This window comes from Marinobacter sp. 1-3A (assembly GCF_016597775.1).
Lineage (GTDB): Bacteria > Pseudomonadota > Gammaproteobacteria > Pseudomonadales > Oleiphilaceae > Marinobacter > Marinobacter xiaoshiensis.
This window is the reverse complement of sequence record NZ_VCGZ01000025.1, coordinates 1-3630: the sequence shown is the minus strand read 5'-3', so window position 1 is coordinate 3630 and position 3630 is coordinate 1. Positions and strand designations below refer to the sequence as shown.

At 50.0% G+C, this 3630-nt stretch carries 4 protein-coding genes and 1 pseudogene; all 5 read left to right on the top strand.

The features are described from left to right. Window positions 1–149, top strand: a 149-nt coding sequence (locus FE848_RS18405; protein ID WP_200205341.1) for a transposase, incomplete at its 5' end; no start/stop codon positions are given. A 211-nt stretch (window positions 150–360) separates the two neighbouring features. Then, on the top strand, window positions 361–777 hold the full coding sequence (locus tag FE848_RS19075) for a DUF4279 domain-containing protein (protein ID WP_121206283.1): 417 nt from the start codon (window positions 361–363) through the stop codon (window positions 775–777). A 65-nt stretch (window positions 778–842) separates the two neighbouring features. Continuing rightward, window positions 843–1361, top strand: coding sequence for a hypothetical protein (locus FE848_RS18395; RefSeq protein WP_200205339.1), 519 nt, complete (start codon window positions 843–845; stop codon window positions 1359–1361). A 91-nt stretch (window positions 1362–1452) separates the two neighbouring features. Then, complete coding sequence (locus tag FE848_RS18390; protein ID WP_072677077.1) at window positions 1453–1776, top strand: hypothetical protein; 324 nt, start codon at window positions 1453–1455, stop codon at window positions 1774–1776. A gap of 890 nt (window positions 1777–2666) precedes the next feature. After that, window positions 2667–3505 (top strand): annotated as a pseudogene (locus FE848_RS18385) (AadA family aminoglycoside 3''-O-nucleotidyltransferase). Window positions 3506–3630: the final 125 nt, after the last annotated feature.

Below are 3630 nucleotides of genomic sequence, written 5' to 3'. Positions count from 1 at the left end.
TGGAGCCGGTGTTCGGCAATATTGGCACCAACAAGCGGTTGAACCGCTTCAGTCTCAGGGGCAAAAAGAAGGTGCAAGGTCAGTGGCGATTGTTCTGCATGGTGCACAATATTGAGAAGCTAGCGAATTATGGGCGGATGGCGGCATGACCGGGGGAGCAAGCCCTCCCGAAATACGCCTTGGACAGAAGGTTATGGGCGCCTGAACGCTGAAATACCGGGATTGGGGGCTATAAAGGACAATTCATCCGAAAACTGAACGTTGTCGGGCGAACTGACCGGCTGAATAAAAACGAGATCGTAGGCGGTGGAATGCTCGCTCATTTTTGGGTTTTTCTACAGCCTCGTTAGAGTAACTCCCATGCAAAATTACAATTTCAAAGTAGTTATAAAAATTTGGCATCCAACAATAGATCCTAGCCTGATTACCGACACGTTATCTATCCAGCCGAACAGAACATGTATGAGCGGAGTTCAGAGGTCGACCCCAAAAGGAACATTGCTAGATGGTGTCTATCGCGAAAGCTACTGGTATACAGATCCGTATAATCGTGGTGAATGTGCATCAACAGACTATTTAGCGGAAGACCTGATCGAAGAGACCGTCTCGTTACTAGAGCCTCATATATCTTTCATACATAAGCTAGTTGACGAAGGGGGGAGAGTCCACATCCAAGTGTCCACGTATGGCGACAGAAGCTATGCAATTGAGCTTTCCCACTCAATGCTCATGAGGCTTTCGGCCTTGAAGGTAAGTTATGTTCAAGACGTGTACTAGAATAAATTACTCTAACAAATGCAGGCACGGCGACGCCCACTACATTGCGCCTTCGGCTCCATTTCGTGGGCGCGCATGCTGCAAGCGTTAGAAGATTAGAGGATGTCGGTTTGAGGGTTTTCAGAGAGTTAGCGGTGATTTTATGTCTGGCGGTGGTTCCGATTGTAATATCTTATGCATTTGGTGGTACGGATCTATTGATTGAACTCTCAAAAAGCATGATGGCTCACAAATGGATCATGATCTACAGCATGGTCGGTTTTGCATTTTTCATCGTTGTTTCTTTTCTGGAATGGCATGTTCTGGTCCATAGCAATAGGTTTAAAAAGGCCCATCGGCTTACCTCAGAGGTGCTTCACGAAGTGGCATCTTCATTTTTGGGCATACTAAGGATCAGCTCAGGAATTTTCATTTCCGTTTTTTGCCTCTGGCTGTTCTTTGACTTCAGCACTGAAATGCTCCCAACATTTGCATCCCTGCTACTCTTCGGCACTGTCGCCGCCGTTGAGTGCGTTGCCATTAATTGGGCTCTGGAGTATGCGCAAAAGAACTGGAGTCGAGACATTTCTAACCAATTGTTGTAGTTCGTTCCGGGCCTTCGGCCCTCCACCGGACGCCCATTTCGCTGCGCTGCATGGGCGCCGCTAAACGTTGGCGTTATTTTCAGGGAGCAATATGATCCACAGGACACGGTTTCAACTTGCAGCAGTCTTGGGCCTTTTCAAGCTGCAAATGGACAATTGGGAAGCTAACATCGGGTATTCGCTGCGTTTTTTTCTGTGTGGAATTCTGTCGTTCCTGGCGTTCTCAATTTACGAATTACTGAAGGGCGTCTCCATCGAGCAACAAAACTCTCTGATCGTAGCGATGTTTGGGGAGCCGAGCATAGCGTTGCTTGTGTTCTACCTGGTCGTTCTTGGCTATGTAGGGCTCTATTTTACCGTCGTGGCCGCCGCTTTATTTGCGAGTCTGCTGCCAAAAAATAACAAGTCGCTGTAGTACGCGGCCGATGGCCGCCGGACGCCCTTTCCATGGCTCCTTCGTCGCCATTCCAAGGGCGCCGCTAAGCTCAGCGTTATGTGTTCAGGGATGATTCTAGATGGTGAAGTTTTGTCCGGACTGTGGAACAGAACTCAGAGAAGTTACAGTGCCCAGCTACTCTTGGGTGCGGTGTTTCGAATGCGCTGCGGAGTGTGGCACTGTCTACGTTCAAGTGGTTGATGTTCGGAATACCTATCCACTGGTCGCCACTTTTCCAAAAATTCCGCAGCTTTTGAATGGATTGCCCAGGGAAAAGGTTGATAAAGCTGCAAGTCTAATAAATCGAATCGATTACAAAACGGTGTCAGTCGTCGAATTTGAGACTGAGCTTCTCAGCACATAACCAGTGCAGGCACGGCGACGCCTACTACATTGCGCCTTCGGCTCCATTTCGTAGGCGCGCATGCTGCAAGCGTTAGCTGGTAGTGCTTTGGTCTTTGTTGGTGGCTGGGTGCCAATGGCCTTGGCCGAAAGTTGGCAGTAAAACCGGCAAAATTGCAGCGTAGCCAAGGCCCGTAAATTTGTCGTCTTGTTGACAGCTCAATCTGCCTGCGGTGTTGGTAGTAGCTTGGGTGTTCCGGTCGTAGGGCTGTCCGCCGAAAGTGGGTTCCTTGCTTACCTGCTATTCTGATGTTCAGATTCATTCGCCGCATCATTGGCGGTGGTTTCAACAAAGGTGCATCGGCGAATTTGGGTGCAAGGGCAGCGGTGTTGGCTGCGATGTTGGTTGCCAGGGATCGGGCTTTATTGATGCCCCCAGCTAACCAGTCGCTGTAGTGCGTTCCCGGCCCAAGGGCCGTCCACCGGACGCCACTGACGTGTCGCCGCTAAGCTTCGCGTTAGACATCATGAGGGACGCAGTGATCGCCGAAATTTCGACACAACTGTTAGAGGTGCTTAGTGTCATTGAGCGCCATCTGGAGCCGACGTTGCTGGCCGTGCATTTGTACGGCTCCGCAGTGAATGGCGGCCTGAAGCCATACAGCGATATTGATTTGCTGGTTACTGTGACTGTAAGGCTTAATGAAACAACGCGGCGAGCTTTGCTCAACGACCTTCTGGAGGTTTCGACTTTCCCCGGCGAGAGTGAGGCTCTCCGCGCTATAGAAGTCACCATTGTCGTGCACGACGACATCATTCCGTGGCGTTATCCAGCTAAGCGAGAACTGCAATTTGGAGAATGGCAGCGCAATGACATTCTTGCGGGTATCTTCGAGCCAGCCACGATCGACATTGATCTGGCTATCTTGCTGACAAAAGCAAGAGAACATAGCGTTGCCTTGGTAGGTCCAGCGGCGGAGGAACTCTTTGATCCGGTCCCTGAACAGGATCTATTCGAGGCACTAAATGAAACCTTGAAGCTATGGAACTCGCAGCCCGACTGGGCTGGCGATGAGCGAAATGTAGTGCTTACGTTGTCTCGTATTTGGTACAGCGCAGTAACCGGCAAAATCGCGCCGAAGGATGTCGCTGCCGACTGGGCAATGGAGCGCCTACCGGCCCAGTATCAGCCCGTCTTGCTTGAAGCTAGACAGGCTTATCTTGGACAAGAAGAAGATCGCTTGGCCTTGCACGCTGATCAGTTGGAAGAATTTGTTCACTACGTGAAAGGCGAGAGCACCAAGGTAGTCGGCAAATGATGTCTAACAATTCGTTCAAGCCGACGCCGCTTCGCGGCGCGGCTTAACTCGAGCGTTATGCAGCTCTAGGCACGGGTTCTGAATGATTTATGAGAATTGGTTTGATGAAAACAGTTTTAAATTTTTTTGTAGTGTTTTTTATTGCGATATTTCCATCAATTGCACCTGCTGA